The sequence below is a fragment of the Pedobacter sp. 01N310 genome (assembly GCF_056399805.1).
Genome location: NZ_JBFTSB010000009.1, coordinates 108723 through 129307, shown reverse-complemented (window position 1 = coordinate 129307; position 20585 = coordinate 108723). Strand labels below are relative to the sequence as shown.

9 protein-coding genes are annotated in these 20585 nt (G+C 41.4%); 6 read left to right on the top strand and 3 right to left on the bottom strand.

The window, feature by feature from the left end; genetic code table 11:
• Positions 1 to 9 precede the first annotated feature (9 nt).
• Genes AC1DNH_RS18130 through AC1DNH_RS18120 form a run of 3 tightly spaced genes read right to left on the bottom strand, consistent with a single transcriptional unit; the run spans position 10 to position 4569 of the window.
• Positions 10 to 2355, bottom strand: a complete 2346-nt coding sequence (locus AC1DNH_RS18130; RefSeq protein ID WP_477625552.1) for a beta-L-arabinofuranosidase domain-containing protein — start codon at positions 2353 to 2355, stop codon at positions 10 to 12.
• A gap of 14 nt (positions 2356 to 2369) precedes the next feature.
• Entirely contained in the window at positions 2370 to 3251 is an 882-nt protein-coding gene (locus AC1DNH_RS18125; RefSeq protein WP_477584966.1) for a sialate O-acetylesterase, read from the bottom strand.
• Positions 3241 to 4569: a rhamnogalacturonan acetylesterase gene (locus AC1DNH_RS18120; RefSeq protein WP_477608271.1), complete on the bottom strand. Its 1329-nt coding sequence runs from the start codon at positions 4567 to 4569 to the stop codon at positions 3241 to 3243. The genes AC1DNH_RS18125 and AC1DNH_RS18120 overlap by 11 nt, the downstream gene beginning before the upstream one ends.
• A 786-nt stretch (positions 4570 to 5355) precedes the next feature.
• Between AC1DNH_RS18120 and AC1DNH_RS18115 the strand changes: the two genes are divergently transcribed.
• From AC1DNH_RS18115 to AC1DNH_RS18090, 6 genes are all read left to right on the top strand, one after another.
• Positions 5356 to 12396: an SDR family NAD(P)-dependent oxidoreductase gene (locus AC1DNH_RS18115; protein ID WP_477625551.1), complete on the top strand. Its 7041-nt coding sequence runs from the start codon at positions 5356 to 5358 to the stop codon at positions 12394 to 12396.
• A 375-nt stretch (positions 12397 to 12771) separates the two neighbouring features.
• Entirely contained in the window at positions 12772 to 17007 is a 4236-nt protein-coding gene (locus tag AC1DNH_RS18110; protein WP_477625550.1) for a beta-ketoacyl synthase N-terminal-like domain-containing protein, read from the top strand.
• Between the two features lie 35 nt (positions 17008 to 17042).
• A complete protein-coding gene (locus AC1DNH_RS18105; protein WP_225876570.1) occupies positions 17043 to 17291 on the top strand; it encodes a phosphopantetheine-binding protein in 249 nt (82 codons plus the stop codon).
• A complete protein-coding gene (locus AC1DNH_RS18100; protein ID WP_477580889.1) occupies positions 17279 to 18043 on the top strand; it encodes an alpha/beta fold hydrolase in 765 nt (254 codons plus the stop codon). The genes AC1DNH_RS18105 and AC1DNH_RS18100 overlap by 13 nt, the downstream gene beginning before the upstream one ends.
• 12 nt (positions 18044 to 18055) lie before the next feature.
• On the top strand, positions 18056 to 19255 hold the full coding sequence (locus AC1DNH_RS18095) for a glycosyltransferase (protein WP_477580887.1): 1200 nt from the start codon (positions 18056 to 18058) through the stop codon (positions 19253 to 19255).
• Positions 19256 to 19265: 10 nt separating this feature from the next.
• Positions 19266 to 20468 carry a glycosyltransferase gene (locus tag AC1DNH_RS18090; RefSeq protein WP_477580885.1) on the top strand — a complete coding sequence of 401 codons (1203 nt, stop codon included), beginning with the start codon at positions 19266 to 19268 and terminating at the stop codon, positions 20466 to 20468.
• Positions 20469 to 20585: the final 117 nt, after the last annotated feature.

The following is a 20585-nucleotide window of genomic DNA, read 5'->3' as shown; positions in this document are numbered from 1 at the left end:
ATCAGTCCTCTATCTCAGCAACCTCACCTCATATATATTTGCAATAGCTGATCCCTGATTGGCAGCAAATTTTACTTCTAAATCTGCTTTTAATAGCTCTTTTGGGATTTGGTATTCCTGTGTATAAAAAGTATCACCTTTGCTTCCATCCAGCTTTACATTTTCAATTACAACACCATTAATCAAAATAGAAAAGTTTTTATTCTTTTCTTTTCCGTAAAAAGTTAAGCTCAGCTTATTTGCCGATAAATCTTTGTTTTTAAGCACATAACTAAACCATGCTTTTCCATTTCTAAAATGCCTTTCCTGATAAGTTCCATTGTCGGTTTGCTCGCCCTTAAAATTGTGATCTGATTCTGGCTGCTGCTCTCCAGTGTTGATCAGATCGACGGTTTGCTGTTCCGTTTTCATTTTTTCTTCTTCTGCCAGCTTAATCGCCTTTGCACGCTCTGGCAATGCCTCTGCGCTGCTGTAGGGGAAATAAACCACATACCGCTTTTCGGCCAGGGTGTAAAAAGGAACCAATTTTAAAGATTTGTATTTTGGCTGATAGATCGCATTTTGAGCACTGAAGGTTAAACTGTTTTTATCAATCAAAGTAATTTCATTTGCTAAGGTATTTTTTGCTCCTGTAACGAGTGGTGCGTCACTGATCGGGAATAATGGCCCTGAAGCAATATGTCCCATCCTACTGCCATCAGCTAATAAATTAGGTTGATTTAATGTATCCATCGCCGCAGCGAGCACAACCGGGCCACGAAGAAAGGCCACCCAATCAGAACCGTCGGGCATAAACTCAGTGGTGGTGTGCATTGGCAATGAAATGTTAATCACATCGCCAGTAGCCCAAACACGATCAATACTGGCATACCCATTCGCATCACTTTTGGTGGTTATTTTTTTTCCATTCACCAAAACAGTCATTTTTCCCTGTTCTATCCAAACCGGCTGACGAAAATGTAGGGTAAAGCGTTGCTTGTTCTTTAACTGAAGTTTGATTGTCGTATTTTCTGCATCAGGAAAAAGTGTTTGTTGTGTAAGCTGAATACCTTTTTCCTTCCAGTTTAAGGTAGAGGGAATGAAAAGATTTACATACATATCATTCTTACCATGAGCATAAATCAACTCTCCATATTTGCCATGATTTTCCAATCCCGAGCCTACACAGCACCAGAAACTCTCCTGTGGACTCGAATAAGTACGGTAATGCCCCGGCCGCATCGGTGTAAAATATACAAAACCACCTTTTGGCCGCTGCGAAGAGAGGATATGATTGTAAAGCGTACGTTCGTAATAATCGAGATAGGTATTAGAAGGCTCTGCCAAAAATAGCTGTTTGGTGAGCTTAAGCATATTGTAGGAATTACAGGTTTCCGGGCCTTCACGCGATTCTGTCATAGAAGAAAAGTTACTGGCCGGATGAAAATGCTCTCTAACACTGTTTCCCCCAATGGCTACCGTTCTATGATCTACTACTGTTTTCCAAAAGAAAGCAGCCGCATTTGCCCAGGAAGGGTCTTTATCCAACAAGGCGATCTGCTCAAAACCGATTACCTTAGGAATTTGTGTGTTCGCATGCAAACCATTCAGGGCATCTGTATTTTTTAAAAGTGGATTTAGAATGGATCGATCCGAAAACCGCTTCGCCAATTGAAGGTACTTTTGATTACCCGTTATCGCGTAAACATTGGCGAAAGTTTCATTCAACCCACCGTGTTCGCTTTTTAGAAGTTCCTGTACTTGCTGATCAGATAAATTCGAGACCAGATCTACACACCAGTCGGTGAGTTTTAGGAGCATCTGCTTTGCTTTTACATTACCTGCAACCGCATAAGCATCGTAAAGCCCTGCATAAATTTTGTGGATATTGTATAAAGGCACCCACTTTCCATTCAGCGAAAAACTTGACGATTTGATGTTGCCTGCTTTGATCTCCTTCCAGATTTCTTTTCCACCTGGAATACCTGCCAAATAGCCATCACCATTTTTTACCTGGCATTTATCCAGTTCGGCAATCATGTATTCCATTCGGTCTTTAACCTTTGTATCACCGGTTGAAGCATACATTAAAGCCAGAGCAGACAAATAATGCCCGCCGATGTGCCCATCTAAACCTGTGTTTTCCCAGTTTCCGTAAGATGCTGCTTTAGGTTTTAGTCCTGCCTCCCGTAAATAAGGAGCCAAAAGCTTATCCGCATCAAGCGAAAGCATATATTTTTTGTCAGTTTCCTGAGCCTGCTTAAACGGTCCTTCAAGCAAACGTACCTCCGTTAAATTAAATGGTTGTACGCTCGCCTGTCCGAAAGTAGTTCCATACAAGGCGGTAAACAATACAACGGTAATTATTTTTTTCATTGCTAAATGATAGTCTATTTTAAATGTTTATTTATCTCTTCGGCCATTCTTAATCCCAGCTCCCAGGTCCCCTTGGTACCAAAATGGATATGATCTTTTGGATAACGCGTATTTTTATCACTTGCTCTTTGGCTAAGATCATCGGTGAGTATAATATAAGCATTGCGGACAGATAATGATGTTTTAGCACTCGATGCTACATCACGCTGTCCGTTTCGAACTTCATCTATTGCTATACCCTTATTGGGTGGTGGGTAAACATACCCGTAAACAAACAGCATATTCGCTGTTTTCAAATCCTGCCTGACGCGAATATTGAATTGCTTCAAGTTTTTACCGTAACTCTTGCTTACTTCCTCCCCTTTATCAGCATCGGATTCGCCCTGCTGCCACAACATGCCCTTAATCACAGGTTGATAACCACGTTTGACTAAACTATCCAACCCAGATTTAACCGTACTCATAAATATCTTATATTGTAAACCTTGGTTTATTGTATCCTTTTGATCCTTTCCTGGATTCCATTGTTTATAAAGATTGGTACCACTATGTGCATGTTTTATAATGGCAATACGAGCTTTTGGACGAAGATTTTGTAATTGTGATCCAAAACCCAGTTCAGGGCCAAAACGGTCAGGCGATTCTGAAGAAGCATGTAATGGAAACCATTGATCAGGTAAAAAATTACTATTAAGATGAGGTTTTCCTGAATGATAAATCAAAACCCTGCGATCAACTTTCATCGAATCATCCATATTGGACAAGTAGCCTTGACCAGTTGCATTCGACTGTCCACCAATCAGATAAACTTCAATTACAGGCTTTTTTTGTCCGGAACAAGAAAAGCAAATAAAAGTTAATATTAAAATTAAATTACCGCTCATTTTAATTCCCATCTGGCTTGACTATACTGCTTTTGGGGCTCTCTGGCCAGTGCCAATCTGTAGGATTATCTGGTTTTGCCGGATCAAATTTTGGCAGATCATCCACCAGATATTTCGCAATCCCTAATTTCTGTTCTTTAATCCCTAAGATGATGCATTGTGCAATTTCATAAGCCCCATAAGGATTAAAGTGTGTGTTATCGGCCAATGCCTTATCCTGACCTGGATAACTGTTAGCAGGATAATGAACAAAGGCTTTTTTCGATGGCTCTTCGCCCAAAGCATTAAACAAGGTCGATGTCATGGCATTCAGATCAATCAAAGCAACTTTCTCTTCGGTAGCAACCTTACGTGCAGCATCAGGAAAATCGCCAAGAGAGTTTACAATTTTTCCATCCGGGCCAAAAGACCTTCTACTGGTTGAGGTAACCACAACAGGGATCCCTCCTTTTTTCTTCACTTCCGAAATGAATGTTTTTAACCTTTCGGTATATGATTTATAAGCGCCATCGTTTGGCCCTTTATCTTTTTGATCGTTATGTCCAAATTCAATAAAAAGGTAATCGCCAGGTTTCATCACACTTAAAACCTTCGCTAATCTTTTGCTCCCTAAAAATGAACCCAGTGTTAAGCCAGATTCGGCGTGATTGGCAATAGCAACACCAGGTTTAAAAAAACGGGGAATCATTTGTCCCCACGATGCCCAAGGTTCATCATCCTGGTTCACCACAGTCGAGTTCCCCGCTAAGAAAACAGTAACCTGATCGTCTACTTTTGTAATTTCAAGCGCCTGTAGTGCGGTTTGATGGTCAAATTCTAAAGTCAGTTTATCATCCCAATCTAGTTTGGTAAGTTCGCGTGGTTTTAAAGAAACAAGTTGTCCGCCGGCAATATGTTTATCTTTAATATTTACGATAAAAGTTTTAGTTAGCGATTGCCCAGCTGTGGTTTTCACATTTTCGAGCATCAACCTTCTCGATTCTGCTTTTACTGTACTTAATCCTGGTCCTTTCGGATCGCCTAATGTGATTGTTATTTTGTAATTACCCTCTGGAACAGCTACCGAAAAATAAAATGGTTTATCACTTTTTACCAGATCCGAAGTCAAATAATTCTTCCCACCATAATCTACGCCCACAACTTTCGAATCAAAATCGAAACCATAACCCTTTTCTGTGCTGTAAACATCAGTTGGCAAAACTGGTGTATAACCTTTAGCAACCTTTCCGGTACCAAAATCAAATTTGTAATTGGTTTTTTCCTGGGCCTGGGATAGATTGACAATTAAACCAAGAAAAATGAATGGCTTAATAAACTTTTGAATGCTCATATACTTAAGGTTTGACGTAGGATCTGTTTGATGATTAAATCCATCATATCGCTTTCCTAAAATCTGGTTAAATAAACGTCTGTTTGACATTTATAAACGAATATATAAAAACAATTCTCAATTAAAATGAGAATGAACAGTGTATTTAAAATTTAAGCGTTTTTTTAATAAAAGTGCGATGTCGGCAAACTCACAAAACAACAAATATTCGATTTTAAATACTAATTAATACTACAAACATAAACCATTCACAACACCACATAAATTTCTTCAATTTTTAATTAAAAATTTATAAGCCCAAGAAATATGAAGCAGTAAAGGCAAAAACTCCATTTTACGAACTTAAATCAACAAAAATTCAATAATTTTTAGCCAAAAAATTATAAAACCTCAACACAAAACGTATAAAATCAGTACATTATAAAAATAAATCCGTAAATTAACCCATTATTAATACTAACTCAATATGGATAGTCTTTTTTTGTATTTGAAATTTAAATACACCACATAAAGAACCATAATTGAAAACATTAATTAGAATTTTGTTCATAAAATTCATTTTTAAATGAAAAAATAGGTTGCTTTTTAAACGCCTGTTCAGTTCATTCATTTATAAATTTTTAAAACAATTTGACTTTACCAAGTCGTATATTAGTCTAATTAATCATACACACTAATCGTAGCCCTAAAAAGCTCTGTTATTGCGTATTACGGGCAGGCATAAAGAACCATTATGTTTCGCTTTTAGTCATCCATCAAACAGAAGAAGTAGAAAAATCTAAAGCCATGAACAAATACGCCATTATTGGAGTAACTCCCTTCGAAATCCCTGATAGTAGATTGGTTTCTAATCTACAAAAAGCAGATTGCTTTCCGGTTCTCAGTCTTGGACATAGCATAGCTGATGCTGAAAATGCCCTTCATTCACTCATAGCGGAGGGTATCTCCGATTTCGGTGTTAGTATCAATTCAGTAGAATTGGCTGATATTGATCTTCCTACCCAAGTATGTTTAATTATTGCACCGCATGATTTCGTGCTAAAGCGTAAAACATCAGCAAAAATTATCTACCAGGTTTTTGATCTTGAGTCGGCACTGGCTGCGCAAGCTAATGGCGCAAATGGAATTGTTGTAAAAGGAAACGAAGGTGCTGGCCGTGTAGCATACGAATCTTCTTTTGTTCTTTTTCAACGGATTATTAAAGAAATTACCACTATTCCGGTTTGGGTTCAGGGAGGTGTAGGTATTCATACAGCGGCCTCTTTAATGGCCCAGGGCGCAGCAGGAATCATTTTAGATAGCCAACTCGCCTTATTCCCAGAATGTTCTGCTCCTGAAGACTTAAAAACTATTTGTGGTAAATTAAGTGGAACAGAAACCAAACTGATCGATAAAGCTCGCGTATTGATCCGTCCAAATTCGCCGGCACTGGCAGAAGATACTGATTATAATGGCCTTCAAAAACATTTTAAAGGTTACGACCTGGAAACAAATTATCTTCCAATGGGTCAGGATATTGCCCTATCGATAGACCTGGTTACTAAATATAAAAAACTTGATAAGCTGGTTTTTGGTATAAAGGAAGCCATTTACGGCCATTTAAAACAGGCCAAAGCCATCAATGTAATAAAAGCGGATAACCCGCTTGCTAAAGATTTAAACATCACCTATCCTATTGCGCAGGGCCCTATGACCAGGGTAAGCGATGTGGCGCCGTTTGCAGATGCAGTTTCGGAAGCTGGTGCCTTATCGTTTATAGCGTTATCCTTACTAAAAGGTGCATCGGCAAAAAACCTGATTGAAGAAACCAAAAAACTGGCTGGCGAAAAAACCTGGGGCGTAGGTATTTTAGGTTTTGCACCACAAGAACTTAGAGATGAGCAACAGGAATATATATTAAATGCGAAACCTCCTGTTTTGTTAATTGCAGGCGGAAGGCCATCGCAGGCTAAACCCTTCGAAAAAGCAGGGATCAAAACTTTTCTCCATGTACCCTCTGCTTCTCTTTTAGATATGTTTTTAAAAGAAGGAGCTAAACGTTTTGTATTCGAAGGCCGCGAATGTGGTGGCCACGTTGGCCCCCTATCGAGCATGGTATTGTGGGAAAAACAGATTGAACGTTTGTTAAAGGAAGAAAATCCGGAAAGCATCAGTGTTTTCTTTGCAGGTGGCATCCACGATTCTTTTTCTACTGCATTCATTTCAGTAATGGCTGCTCCTTTGGCAGCCAAAGGAATGAAAATCGGTGTATTAATGGGCACCGCTTATTTATATACCAAAGAAGCCGTAAGCAAGGGTGCCATTTTAGATAAATTCCAACAGGAAGCCATGCAGGCAAACGAAACCGTACTGCTTGAAACCGCTCCAGGACACGAAACCAGGTGTTTAAATTCTTCATTTGCCACCTTCTTTAACGAAGAAAAAAAGAAACTTCAGGCAGAGGGAATGGATAAAAAAGAAATTTGGGCAAAACTTGAAACGCTAAATGTTGGCCGTTTACGTATTGCCGCAAAAGGTATAGAAAGACGCGGCGATGAACTCGTAAAAATCGACGAAGCTGAACAAACTGACCTGGGCATGTACATGATCGGCCAGATTGCACCTATGCATAAAGAAGTGATGTCGCTACTCGATCTTCACCAGGATGTAGCCGACAATAACTATACACATATTTTAGACGCCACACTTTCTTCTCCTCCGGAAAATAAAGCCAAAGCACTGGATGTTGCCATTGTGGGTATGGCCTGTATTTTCCCAGGGGCTAAAAACCTCGAAGAATACTGGCGCAATATCATTCTAGGCAAAGATTCTGTAACCGAAGTGCCGGATGAAAGATGGAATAAGGAACTGTATTATAATCCCGATTCTACCGCAGGAGATATGTCGCACTCTAAGTGGGGCGGTTTTATCCCGAGGATAGATTTTGACCCCTTAGAATTTGGCATTCCGCCACAATCGCTTGCGGCTATAGAGCCTACGCAGCTGCTTACTTTAATGGTGGCCAAACAGGCGATGCAACACGCTGGTTATGCCGATGGCGGTGTGGATAACGAAAATGTTTCGGTAATTATTGGTGCCGAAGGTGGAAACGATCTGGCCAACAGCTATAGTTTCAGAGGTTTTTACAAACAGGTTTTTGGCGAAATGCCAGCCGAAGTAGATGCCGTATTACCAAAAACAACAGAAGATTCTTTCCCGGGTATTTTGGCGAATGTAATTTCGGGCAGGATCACCAACAGGTTAAACCTGGGCGGTCGAAATTATACGGTTGATGCGGCCTGTGCTTCATCTTTGGCAGCAATAGACCTGGCTTGTCAGGAGTTATTTTTAGAAAAATCGGATATGGTTTTGGCCGGTGGAGCAGATCTGCACAACGGCATTAACGATTACCTCATGTTCTCAAGCACGCATGCCCTTTCTAAAAAAGGAAGGTGTGCCACTTTTGATGCCGAAGCAGATGGAATTGCCCTCGGCGAAGGGATTGCCATGATCGTATTAAAAAGATATGATGATGCTTTACGCGATGGTGATACGATTTATTCTATTATTAAAGGTGTAGGTGGATCGAGTGACGGCAAAAGCCTTGGTTTAACTGCACCACGTAAAAACGGACAGGTAAATGCCTTAGAAAGGGCTTATAGCCAGGCTGGAATTACGCCATCACTGGTTGGCCTGGTAGAAGCACATGGTACGGGCACAGTGGTTGGTGATAAAACTGAAATCAGCGCATTAACCGACATGCTTAATCAATCGGGTGCAACCGCCGGACAAACGCATTTAGGCTCCGTAAAAACGCAGATTGGCCATACCAAATGTGCTGCCGGAATTGCAGGTTTGATTAAAGCATCGCTATCGGTTTACCACGGCATTAAACCACCTACCATCAATTTAAAAACACCAAATAGTTTCTACAATGCCCAAACAAGTCCATTCGCTTTTCATACCGAAGCTGGTTTATGGATGGAAGAAAAAAGATATGCTGGCGTGAGTGCCTTTGGTTTTGGCGGAACAAATTTCCATGCGGTATTGGAAAGTGCTCAGAATACCGAAAATAAAAATTCGATCTTAAAATCGTGGCCATCAGAACTTTTTGTTTTCAGGGGAGATACTTACGAGGAAGCCAAAAAGCGGGTGATTTCGGTAAAAAATCTCTTGGAACTGAACGATCAGATCGAACTAAAAGATATTGCCTATAGTTTAGCAACCGCTGATACCAAACCTGTTCAATTGAGCATCGTTGCCAATCATGCAGAAGATCTGGTAATGAAAATCGACCTTGTTTTATCTGGCGTAGAAAGCAAAGACACTTACCTTACTCAAAAACAGGATGGCAAGGTTGCTTTTATGTTTCCAGGGCAAGGCAGCCAAAGGGTAAACATGGCAAGAGATCTTTTTGTGGTTTTCCCTGAGATGAGAAAACTGCTGAAAGCTTATCCTGAATACGAAAAAATCCTATTTCCAAACACCGTGTTTAACGAGGTTGATGCGAAAGCACAAAAAGAACGCATAAAAGATACCCGCATGGCACAACCGCTATTGGGTATTGTTGATCTTGCAATCGCTAACTTCTTAAAATCATTGGGTATTGTGCCTGATATGGTTGCGGGCCACAGTTATGGCGAATTGCCTGCGCTTTGTTTTGCCGGTGCTTTTGAAGAAGAAACCCTGGTTTACCTGAGTGCAGAAAGAGCAAAATCTATTTTAAATGCAGTAGAAAACGGCGATCCGGGCACGATGCTCGCCGTGAGCGCAAAACAGGAAGACCTTGCACAATATCTTGGCGATATCAAAGACGTTTATCCGGTAAACTTTAATGCACCAACCCAATGTGTTATTGCGGGTAGCACCGCAGCTATCGGCCAGTTGGCTACAGTTTTAAAGGAAGCCAAAATATCTTTCCGTCCACTTGAAGTGGCCTGTGCCTTCCATAGTCCCTTGGTGGCCAAATCGAAACAGCTTTACCAACAAGTACTATCTGGTGTAAACTTTAATGATCTAAAAATTCCGGTATGGTCTAACACCACGGCAAAAGAATATCCAACTGAGGCTGCCGCTGTAAAAGAACGTTTGACCGACCATTTGATAAAACCTGTCCTTTTTGTTGATGAGCTTAGGGATATGTATGCAGCCGGCGCCAGGGTTTTCGTAGAAGTTGGCCCTGGCAAGGTGCTAAGTGGTCTAACCAAAGCCTGCATCGGTAAAGACGAAGTGATTTTACACACCGAAGATCAGGGCCAGAATAAACTCAGTAATCTGTTGGGTACACTGGCTGGTTATATGGCTACTGGCCGCGAAATCAAACTCGAAAAATTATTTGAAGGCCGTTCTGTTAAAAGCATCAAATTGGATGAACCTTCAATTTATAAAAAAAGTCCCGCTATCTGGTATGTGAACGGTCAACACGCTGTTCCATCAACGGGTAAACTTCCGGCCAATGGCGCATCCCCTATTACTAAACCGATTATCCTTATGAATAACACCTCTACACCAACTGAAAATCAACAGGTTAATGGCTCTGCCAAAGATTTGATGATGCAGGAGTACCTGCACAGCATGAAAATGCTGATTCAGGCACAACGCGATGTGATGCTTTCCTTTTTAGGGCAAGCTCCCGCAATGCCTTCGCAAATCATTAATCAACCTTTAACATCATATCAGGCACCTCAACCTGTCCGTATCGAAAATCAGATCACGATAAAACAGGAAGTGCCACAAGCACAAACCATCGAAGTAATAACACCTGTGGTTGCACAAAAAGATTTAAAACTGGTGCTTTTACAGCTAGTAAGCGATAAAACCGGCTATCCACAGGAAATGCTGGGTATGGAAATGGATCTGGAAGCCGATTTAAGTATCGATTCGATCAAACGTGTAGAAATTATTGGTGCTTTACGTAGCGAACTGGGTGGTTTCTCTCAATTAAACCTTCCGGAAGATAAAATTATGGAACAGCTTGCCGGACTTAAAACCTTAAGCAGCCTGGTAAACTGGCTTACAGAAAACACCGAACAGCCAAAAGCGGTTAGTGCACCTGCTCCGATAGCCGTAACAACAAGCCAGCTTGAACCTGCAAAATTTTCATTAGATCAGTTAAAATCGGCCATTCTTGATGTGGTGAGTGAAAAAACAGGCTATCCAAAAGAGATGCTGGGCATGGATTTAGATCTTGAAGCTGATTTAAGCATCGATTCGATCAAAAGGATGGAAATTATCGCCTCTTTAAAAGAAAAAATCGGATTTGGTTCACAAGGCGATCAAGCTGATGACTTAATGGAGAAATTGGCCGCAATCAAAACCTTAAATGCCCTGGTTAACTGGATTGCCGATGTTGAAGCAGAAAGCTCGGAGGTGCTTACAGAAGCAAAAAAGCTTATTGAGGAGAGCATCGATGATCAAACGGTTAAAGAAAAATTATCCCGTTTAAGATTTGAGCTAACTCCTGCTGCACTTACCATTACCGAAGCAGCCATTTTAAAAGGTCAGCGTTTTGCCTTAACCGATGATGGTGGCGGACAGGCCATCAAAATCAAGAAAGTGCTCGAAAAACATGGTGCTATTGCTGATCTGGTGAGCTTTGAAGACTCATTGGACGGCTATCAGGGCCTCATCATTTTGAACATGTTCGAAGCACAGCAAAAAGTAGGCATTCTCGATCATTTCGCAACGATTAAAAAACTAAATTTTGATACCGTAAAATGGGTGTATCTGATTGCGGATACCAAACAATATTTTAACGATCAATCTGATATTTCTTTCTTGAGAAATTATCAAGGGTATTCGGGATTCTTTAAAAGTTTAGACCGCGAATACGAGCATACCAAATGCCGTTTCATCAGTCTCGAAACCAAAATGTCCCCTGATGAAATCACCAATATTACCTTAAACGAAATCCTGAATCCGGATAAACCTTCGGAAATTATTTACAACGACCATAAAAGACACATTATGGAACTTGTACCGCATCAATTGAGTACCGAAACTGATGCGCACATCCATTTGGATAAAGATGCCGTGGTAATGGTTTTAGGTGGCGCACAAGGCATTACAGCCGAACTGATGATCCACTTCGCAAAAGATTACCCTTGCAGGTACATTCTGGTGGGCCGTTCTGCAAATCCAATAGCTTCGGCAAATGAAGCCAGTTCTTCGTTAAAAACCAAAGATGAGATCAGGCAGTACGTAATTAAGCAGGGCGAGATTAAAAAACCTGCAGAGATAGAACAGGAAACGAATCGGATTTACAAAAATAACCAGATTTTACGTTGCATTGCAACTTTAGAAGAAGGTGGATCGACGGTAGTTTACGAATCGTTAGACCTTAAAGATGAAGAAGCACTGACCCGTTTGATCAATCAGGTTTACGAAGATTATGGTCGCATAGATGGCGTGGTACATGGTGCAGGTTTATTGGAAGATAAATTGTTCCACAGTAAAACTTCCGAATCTTTCGGACGCGTTTTCGATACCAAAGTAACCCCATTAAGGGTATTGGCTGAGCAGTTAAGACCAGAAACTCAATTTGTGATCCTTTTCTCGAGTATCGCTTCGGTTTACGGAAACCGTGGGCAAACCGATTATGCTGCAGCAAACAGTGTAATGGATAAATATGCCTGGGCCTTAAAACAGAAGATTCAAGGCAAGGTAATGGCCATTAACTGGGGGCCGTGGAAAGGTGCAGGTATGGTTTCGCCAACATTAGAAAAAGAATACCAGCGCAGGGGAATTGCATTGATCCCATTACAGGATGGAATGGAAACTTTCTTAAACGAACTTAAATATGGTAAAGAAAGCCAGGTATTGATCATGGCCGGAAACACTTGGACATAGAAAGATCCCCTGTTGATATTTTTAGCCCATAGCGTCATGAGTTTGCAATGATAAGCAGCCAAAAGTCGTCATTGCGAGAAGGCTTTTTCAGCCGACGAAGCAATCTTTCTAGCAAGGATTGCTAGCAGGAAAGATTGCTTCGTCGTTCCTCCTCGCAATGACGACCGCACTATTAGAACTGTCATCCTGAGCTTGTCGAAGGACCTTTTTAAAATGTCTTATGAGGCGTTTCGACAGGCTCAACGTGACAAATTTGATTGAATTACAAATATGATTCAGCCTTATGACGATCGCGTTAGTTAAACAGGCTAAAAATAGTCAGTACAAATAAAATTAAGAGAATTAAGATTAGAAAGATCCCCCTAAGCGAACAAGATGAAGAAAAGCGACGTAGCAATTATTGGAATGTCATGCATTTTTCCGGGTGCAAAAGATATGCAGGCCTTTTGGGAAAATATTATCAACCGCGTAGATTCTACACAAGAGGTTCCGGCTGATCGGATTGATCCTGTTCATTTCGACAAAGCAATTACCGGGGTAGATCGTTTTTATTGCAATCGAGGAGGTTTTATTCCCGATCATCAATTTGATCCCCAACGCTTCGGAATTTTACCCTTGGCTGTTGAAGGTACCGAACCCGATCATCTGTTGACCTTAGATCTGGTTCACCAGGCATTAGAAGATGCATCAGTATTTGAAAAAAAATATTCCCTCGATAAAACCGGGATCATTATTGGCAAAGGTAATTATGTGGGGCCTGGGGCAACCCGCGCCATCGAAATTGTAAGAACTGGCGAGCAAATTTCGAGTGTATTAAAAGACTTGATGCCACAACTTACTGATGCAGAAATTGAAAAGGTAAAACACGAATTTCAATTACGTAAAGGCCGTTTTAGTGCCGATACCGCAATGGGATTGATCCCTAATTTAGTGGCCTCACTGGTAGCCAACCGCCTTAACTTAGGCGGACTGGCTTTTACTTTGGATGCTGCCTGTGCCAGTTCACTCATCGCAGTTGATCATGGCGTGCAGGAACTGAATAGTGGCCGTTGCGATATGATTATTGCAGGCGGGGTACATTTAGGTCAAAATGCTGCTTTTTGGAGCATATTCTCTCAATTGGGTGCATTATCCAAACAAGAAAAAATAAAACCTTTCGATCAAAATGCCGATGGATTGATTATTGGCGAAGGTTGTGGTTTTGTTGTGCTCAAACGCCTCGAAGATGCCATAAGGGATCAGGATAAAATTTATTCAGTAATTAAAGGTGTGGGCATCAGCAGCGATGGCAGCGGAACCAGCGTAATGAGTCCATCGGTTAAAGGCCAGTTAAAAGCCATAACCGAAGCCTGGAAAAACGCAGAACTGGAAAGTAAAAATATCGGCTATTTAGAAGCCCATGGAACAGGCACCCCACTTGGCGATAAAACCGAGGTTGAAACCTTAAAACAGTTTTTCGGTCAGGATGCCGATCTGCCAAAAGCAGGTATCGGTTCTGTAAAATCGAATATCGGTCATACCATGCCCGCAGCAGGTATAGCAGGATTGATCAAGTCGAGTTTGGCTTTATATCATGGTATCATCCCCCCTACTTTACATTGTGATGAACCTGTAGCACAACTGGCCGAAACCCGTTTTTCTGCCGTGCAAAAAGCGATAGACTGGAACCAATCGGGTTTGCCAAAACTGGCAGCTGTAAATGCATTCGGTTTTGGTGGAATAAATGCCCATGTGGTATTAACCGCTTATGATACGCCTAAAAAAGATGAAGTATTGGTCATCGCAAGGCCAAGTCATGATGCCTTGATCGAATCGCTCGAAAATGGAGATTATAGCATTGGGAATGGGAATTTCCGTTTAGTGTTATTTAATCCAAGTCCCGAAAGGTTCAAAAAAGCCTTAAAAATTGTGGCTAAAAATTCTCCCTGGAGAAATAAACAGGACATTTGGTACACCAATGCGCCACTATTGGCGAACGATGGAAAAATAGCATTTGTTTTTCCGGGTTTAGATGGACTTGCAGGTGGCGAAATCAAATCGGTAGCCGATTATTTCAACATCAGTATCGACGAAAACGAAAAACAGGACGGTCTTTTAAGCGAGGCCCTGAACACACTCAATAAAAGCAGTGTTTTAGATCAGGCTTTAAAACAATTGGGCATTAAATCTGATATGAATGCAGGGCACAGCCTTGGCGAATGGCTTGCAGCAAGATCTTCAGAACTGGCAGAAGAAAGTTCGGTAATGAATTTACTGAATGTGCTTAACCCCGAAACTTTTGAACTGAAAGATTCGCGTTTTATTGCCGTGGGCTGCGGTTTAGACACCCTTCAACCCATAATCGAAAGCATTCCCGATTTATATCTTTCTAACGATAATTGCCCGCAACAGGTCATCCTTTGCGGCAGCAAAATAGCACTCGATGAACTGGTTCCGATATTAAAGGTCAAACAGATCTTTCATCAAGTTTTGCCTTTCCAATCGGGTTTCCATTCTCCATTTGTAGCCGATAAACTGGGTTTGATCCTCGAGGGTATGCAGGATATGCAGTTCCGAAAAACTACTACACCGCTTTGGTCGGCCACTACTTTAGAAACTTATCCCGAAGGCTTTGAAGCCATCCGTCAGTTAAGTGCCGAACACCTGATTAAGCCGGTGCGTTTCCGCGAGCTTACCGAAAAGTTATATGCAGAGGGTGCGCGTGTTTTTATTCAGGTGGGTTCTGGTGGTTTGGTCGGCTTTATCGACGATACTTTAAGGGGAAAAGAAATCAGTACCATTAGTGCTAATGTGCCGATCCGTTCAGGCATTACGCAGTTACAAAGGGTTTTGGCAGCACTTTTTATTGAAGGAAAAGAAATTGGCCTTAATTATCTGGGCAATATCAAATCAACCCCACCGCAAAAAAATAAAGGCATTAAACTCGAACTGGGTTCGCCGATTATCCATAACCTGCAAACACTTAAAGGTTTAACCATTAAACAAGCCCAACCAACACCATCTAAAAGTTTTGTGAAGGCAAAACATCCGGTTTTACAGGCTTTTAATGAGAATGTGATGGAAATGATCAACATGCAGAGCGAAATGATCGAACTGTTCGAAAATGCAGCGTTACAAGTCGATCAGCCGAGCAACTGGGCACCCGCCAAACCAATAAAACCCGTAAGGCAATCTTTTAGCCAAAAACTTGATGTGAGCCTTGAGAACTGCCCTTACCTGATCGATCACTCCTTATTAAGGCAACCAAAAGGCTGGCCAACAATAGAAGATATGGATCCGGTAATTCCAATGACCATGATTTTTGAAGTGTTTGCTGAAATAGCCAACGCACAATCGCCCGAAGAAAAGGTACAGAAAATCATGAATATGCGGGTTTTCCAATGGATGAACGTGGTTAAACCTTTTCAGGAAACCGTAACGGGCGAATGGAAAGACGAGCAAAGGGTGTACCTCAATTTAGAACGTTTTGCCAATGCAGAAGTGCAATTAGCGACACACTTAAACCCTGTTCCAAACAGAACTTTCGATATTGGAAAACTACTGGATATTGATCGTACTGCTGCACAGATTTACGATGCGCACATGTTCCACGGACCGGATTACCAGGGCATTAAAAAACTAACTGCAGTTGGCGAAAAAGGAATTACAGGAATCATCGAAGCCTCAGGCGGAAAAGGCTCACTGCTTGATAATGCCGGTCAGCTGTTTGGCTTATGGCTTCAACTCACTTTAGAAAAAGATAGGATTGCTTTCCCTGTTAAAATTCAGGAAATAGAATTTTTCGGCGATATGGCCGATCAGAAAGGACAATTCGAATGTACCTGCGTACTTACAGAAATAAACGATGAATTTGCCACTGCCGATATCGTGATGAAAAGAGATGGCATCACCTGGCTCATTATATCAGGCTGGCAGAACCGCAGATTGGAAATAGACGAACCGCTTTGGAACGTGTCGATGTCGCCACTCCACAACCGTTTATCGGAAGAGGTTGCACCTGGCGTTTTCCTTTTCGGCAATGCTTATTCACGAGTGGTATCATGGGATTTTATCCTGAAGAGATATTTCAACCAGACGGAGAAAAAGCACCACCAAAACCTCTTACCCAATAAAAGAAGAACCTGGATGATCAGTCGTGTGGCGGCGAAAGATGCCGTTCGGAATTTATTGAATACACAGAAAAACCAGGCCTGTTACCCCATCACCTTCGAAATCTATTCGGATGAATTCCGCAAACCTTATGTTAAAGGTGGTTTAACAGATAACATCAATATCTCGATTGCACATAAAGGTACCGATGCCGTCGGCATAGCACGTTTTAACGAACCCGTTGGTATCGACATCGAACATATTGAAGAACGGAGCGCCGGTTTCTTCGATCTTGTGTTTAACGATCACGAAATGGCACTGCTCGAAAGCCGCGACAAAACAGAATGGGCAACCCGGTTCTGGGTAGCCAAAGAAGCTTATGGGAAATACCTGGGCAAAGGTTTACAAGGCAATCCCAAAGCCTATACTGTTGAGGTAATCAATGGCGAAGAACTATGCATCAATAACATCACAATCAAAACAATCAAACATAAAAACTATATCATCGGATGGACACTATAACTACGAAATTAAGCAGCGAAGAAATCTTCAACCTCATGAAACAATTTATCACCGAAGTAATCGGCGAAGAATTTGTTGAAGAAATGGATATCACCCCTGAAAGTTCTTTCACCAAAGATCTGGAAATGGATAGCATCGAAATTGTATCTTTTTCCGAAAAAATCAAAGCGCATTTTGGCGAACAGATCGATTTTACGGGCTGGTTATCTTCAATGGATTTAGATCAGCTGATCAACTTAAACTTAGGCATGATCATCTCTTATATCGAAGAATGCCAATCATAACGGTTAACGGCAAATCGGTTCACATTCAGGAGCTCAATAAAGGGGCTACTGAAACCATCGTCCTGGTTCATGGGATGTTTAGCAACCTGTCTGTCTATTATTTTAATATCGCGCCGCTATTGGCCACAAAATATCATGTGGTACTATATGACTTAAAAAGTCATGGCATGAGCGAAAAGGCTTTGGAGGGATACGATCTGGAGAGCATGACCAATGATCTGCTTGCATTAATGGAGATTTTAAACCTTCAAAAAGTGCATTTAGGTGGTTACAGTTTCGGTGGATTGATTGCTTTAAAAATGGCCATCCGCTTTCCAGAACGCATTAATAAACTGGCAATAATTGAAGCACCAGATCCGAACGACGATAAAACAAGGGGGATTATTGATGAGTACAGCCGCGAATTTTTAGAACATTACGTTGAAAATTTCACTGATACCACAAAAGTAAAAATGGGTAAAAGGCAGATGGAGCGCAACCACCGCATGTACGAGTACCTTTTTTATCAAACTTCGATTAAAACCGACATGGAACTCGAAAAAGACTTTTTTGGCAGCCCTGCAATCGAAACCATAAAACAGTCTACCCTATTGCTGTATGGCACCGATTCCAATTGCCTTAACGCAGGTAAACATTTAGACGGAATGATTAAAAATGCCTCGTTAATTGCTGTGCCGGGAGATCATAATATCCCGATACAACAACCATTGGTAATCGCCGAAGCATTGTTAAACTTCTTTCAGGAAATATAAAATTAAACACACATGGCAAAATTTGTATTTGTTGTTCCTCCGCTAACTGGCCACATTAACCCTACGCTAAGTATGGGTACAGCCTTGCTTGAAAGAGGCCACCGTGTAGGATGGATTACTTTAGATGAATCATTAAGCGATAAACTTCCTGCAGGAGGTGAGTTGTTGTTGATCAGTTACAACCAAAACGACCAACAGAAAAAAGATTCAGAAAAATACCTCGATATCATCACCAAAAAAATTGTTTACGGTATCGATAGCATCAAATTTCTGTACGAGGAAGTATTGATTCCGCTTAACAGGCACAGTTATGACGGCATTGCCGATTTACTCGATCAGTTCAAACCCGATGTGGTGATAACCGATCATCAAATGTTTGCCGGGGCAATTGCCGCAAGCAATAAAAACTATCCTTATGTTACATCTGTTACCGCACCTGCAGCCATAAAAGTAATGGACGAGCTGCCCAAAGTGCACGAATGGGAAGTAAATCAGATTGTAGCCCTGCAAAAAGAATTCGGTATAAATACCACAGATTCTATTGCCTGCTCTGATCTTGCCACTTTGGTATTTACCTCCAGAGATTTTTTTGGAGAGATGGATTTACCAGAGCATTTTAAATTTGTAGGCCCGGTTTTTAACCGTCGCAAAACTACAATTCCTTTCCACTGGGAAGCATTTCATACCAGCAAACCAAAAATACTGGTCAGCATTGGCACCACCTTCGATCATGAGCATAAAAAAGCCTTTTTTGCCAAGGTAATCGAGGCTTTCGCTAATGAAGACTTACATGTAGTTGTCGTTTCAGATCCTGCTTTATTTGAGGAATGGCCAGCCAATTTTACGGTGCAGCGCCAGGTACCACAATTAGAACTTTTGCCTCACCTCGATGCCGTGGTTTGCCATGGCGGACACAATACCGTTTGCGAAACCCTGATGAATGGCCTGCCCATGGTGGTTATTCCTATAGCATACGATCAAAGCCATGTTGCCGGACGTGTTTTCAGGGTAGGTGCCGGAGAGCGTTTAAACTTTAACCGTTTTAAAGCCAATCACCTTAAAGAAGCGGTACACAAAGTGCTGCAGAACGAAAGTTATAAAATCGCTGCAGAACGGATTAAACAATCTTTTATCCAGGCTGGCGGAACAGAAAGTGCCGCCGATTTATTGGAAGCTTTAAGCAACAAAACATCAAACGTATTCATCAGTTAAATTATACATTATGTCAAAATTCCTTTTCGTTGTCCCGCCTTTTTTTGGCCATATCAGTCCAACTTTAAGCATTGGCGCAAGTTTATTGGCCCGTGGCCATGAAGTAAAATGGCTGGGTATTACCCCACTTGCAAAGGTACATTTACCTGAAGGCGGCGAATTTATTTACCCTGAAGAAGATCTGGCTGAGCATGCTGATGAAATACGACGCATTTTAAAACGTCAGGATGATGGCCCTGCATGTTCTGGTCCGGAGGTGATGAAGCTTGCCCTCGAAGAAACCTATGTTCCTTTTGCCAAAATGATGATGAAAGGGCTGAACAACTTTGTTGATGCCTGGAAACCTGATGTAATTATTAATGACTGCATTACCTTTGCTGGTGCATTAAGTGCACATTTAAAAGGCATACCATCTGTTACCACTACCCCGGTGCCACCAGATGTGATGGGTGATACGGCTAACAGTGCACCCAAAATATTCGAATGGCAACAAAACTTAATTAAAGGTTTACAAAGAGAAGTAGGCATATATAGCGATGATATTCACATCCATTCGCACCAATTAAATATGGTTTTCACTTCACAGGCATTTGCAGGTTTTGAAGAAAAACCACCGCACATGCATTTTGTTGGTCCGGTAAAAGGCAGGCCAAATTTAGCGCCATTTGATTGGGAACGTTTAAGTCAGGCCACCACTCCTAAAGTTTTTGTTTCGTTAGGTACTTTGCTGGTTGATATTCGTAAAGAATTTTTCCAGAAACTGATTACTGCTTTCGAAAACCAGCCTGTAACAATCGTGGCGGCAACCAATCCTGATATTTTTGAACAATGGCCTGATAATTTTATCGTAAACGGTTTTGTTCCGCAATCTGAGCTGATGCCACACATGGATGCGGTAATCTGCCATGGTGGTTTTAATACGGTAAATGATACCTTCACCAATGGTTTACCAATGTTGATTACGCCTATTGCCTACGATCATTTTCATACTGCTAAACTAATTGAGCAAGCAGGTTGTGGAGTAAGCATCCGCTACAAAAGGTTACGCATCAGCGAATTAAGAGATACCGTTTTCGAGCTTTTAGAAAACCCGAAATACCGCCAGGCCGCACTAAAAATAAGAGAAACATTTATCGAAGCTGGCGGGAATGACAAGGCGGTGCAATTGTTGGAAGATTTTGCAAAAACAGCACAGGTTGTTGAAACGGTTTAATGATTCGTTGCCCTCACGCGATCGTCATTTCGAGCGGAGTGCAACGCAGTCGAGAAATCTAACTAACATAGATCTCTCTCCCGAAAATTCGGGACTACGCTTCAGTCGAGATGACGC